Origin of the sequence: Streptococcus sp. HSISS2 (genome assembly GCF_000448665.1) — a bacterium.
GTDB classification, from domain to species: Bacteria; Bacillota; Bacilli; order Lactobacillales; family Streptococcaceae; genus Streptococcus; species Streptococcus raffinosi.
In genome coordinates, this window is record NZ_CM002133.1 from 1,313,472 (window position 1) to 1,315,442 (window position 1,971).

Annotated in this window: 1 protein-coding gene and 1 pseudogene; both read right to left on the reverse strand. The window is 44.7% G+C overall.

Translation table 11 applies throughout. The features are described from left to right. A pseudogene (locus HSISS2_RS05850) lies at window positions 1-1,168 on the reverse strand (ABC transporter permease); the annotation flags it as partial. Window positions 1,169-1,177: 9 nt separating this feature from the next. Beyond that, entirely contained in the window at window positions 1,178-1,882 is a 705-nt protein-coding gene (locus HSISS2_RS05855) for an ABC transporter ATP-binding protein (RefSeq protein WP_042767035.1), read from the reverse strand. Between the last annotated feature and the right edge of the window lie 89 nt (window positions 1,883-1,971).

The following is a 1,971-nucleotide window of genomic DNA, read 5'->3' on the forward strand; positions in this document are numbered from 1 at the left end:
GCCTTATTAGCCGGTAGGAGACCAAAGATAATCCCTACAGCCGCTGAGAAGGCTATGCTTCCCATGGCTACACCAAGAGAAACCGTCGCTTTAAGGTCCATGGCATTCCCAATTGGTCCAACGACTAAGGCTGCAAAGCCTAGCCCAATCAAACCTCCCAGAATGGTTAGAACCATCGACTCAATCAAAAACTGGGTCAAGATTTTACGACGTGTAGCACCTAAAGCCTTACGAAGACCAATCTCTCGTATCCGCTCAGTTACCGAAACCAACATGATGTTCATAACACCGATTCCGCCAACTAATAATGAAATCCCAGCAATAGCTCCGACAACGGTGGTAATGGTTCCAAAGATCGTGTTCACCTGATCTAGGGTCGAACTCATATCTGCTGCCTTATATTCTCCATTGTCATCTTGGGCCAACTGGGTCAAGCGTTTAGCAGCATCCTTAGCAACGCTACTACTATTTTTTACATCGGTCACATGGAAAAAATCTGGCCAATAGCATCAGTGTTATTTTCAGCTGCTAACTGGGTATTGGCCACAAGAGCTGTTCCAATTTCACCATAAGCACCGATTGCTGTGTCTTTATTCTTATAAACACCAATCACACGATAATCATTGTTCCCAATAGTAACCACTTGGTTAAGGGCATCCCCATTCGTCTCAAAGAGTTTTTTAGCCACCAGCTGATCGATGACAACAACGCGTGAAAAGGTTTTATAGTCATTGTCTTGCAGAGATCGTCCTGTCAACATTTCTAACTTTTTAGCTTTAAAGTAGCCCTGACTGGCACCTGTGATATTAACATTCTTAACAGTCTTTTTTTGGAGAGAGATCGAGGAAGTTAGGCTGTTGGTTACAAAATAACTATCCACACCTGGCGTCTGTCTCACCACCTGCTCCAACCAAACTTCTTTGACTGGGTTGGTTGGCTTTGCCAAATCAGCATAGGCAGGGTCTAGTTCCTCCCCTTTAGCCTCATAGTAGACTTGGACAGTATCCTTATCACCTGTCACGCTATCAGTTACACTCTGACGCATCCCGTTTCCTAGCCCCATGATGAGCACGACAGCAGCAACACCAATGATAATACCCAACATGGTCAAAAAGGACCTCATCTTGTGTGACCGAATAGAACTAAGAGCAAATTTCCAATTTTCCATACTTACCTCCTAGTCAATTCGAACGCTATCCGTCGTATCCTGGGTAATTTCCCCATCACGGATGACAATCTTACGTCGGGCATAGTCTGCAATCTCTGGCTCGTGGGTAACCATAATAATGGTTTTCCCCTCACGATTCAGCTGGGTTAAAAGCTCCATAATCTGCATTCCCGTCTTGGTATCTAGGGCACCCGTTGGTTCATCCGCTAAAATGATTGCTGGATTATTAGACAGTGCACGCGCAATAGCCACCCTCTGCTTTTGTCCACCAGATAACTCCGATGGTAGGTGATGGCTACGGTCGGACAAACCGACTTTTTCCAAAAATTGTTGCGCTTTTTGCTTACGTTCACTCGGAGATTTTCCAGCATAAATTAAGGGAAGCTCCACATTCTTTTGGGCGCTTAGCTTTGGTAGGAGAAAAAACTGTTGAAAGATAAAGCCAATCTGATTATTTCGCACCTTAGCCAAGCAGTTTTCCGAGAGTTCAGCCACATCCTCATCCTCGAGTTGATAGGAACCAGATGTCGGTCGATCAAGGAGTCCAATAATATTCATAAGCGTTGACTTTCCTGAACCAGAAGGACCCATGATAGCCACAAAGTCCCCTTCCTCAACTGATAAGTCAATGCCTTTAAGGACTTGCAGAGTTTCAGGTCCATTTTTGAAGGACTTGGTAATGCCTTTTAAAACCATAAGCGCTGGCTTAGTCACTAGACCTCACCTCTTCTCCACTGGTGTCTTTGGACTTTTTACCCTTAGCATCTGTCACGTCCTTTAGAGTCTCACCATCCTTAAAGGAT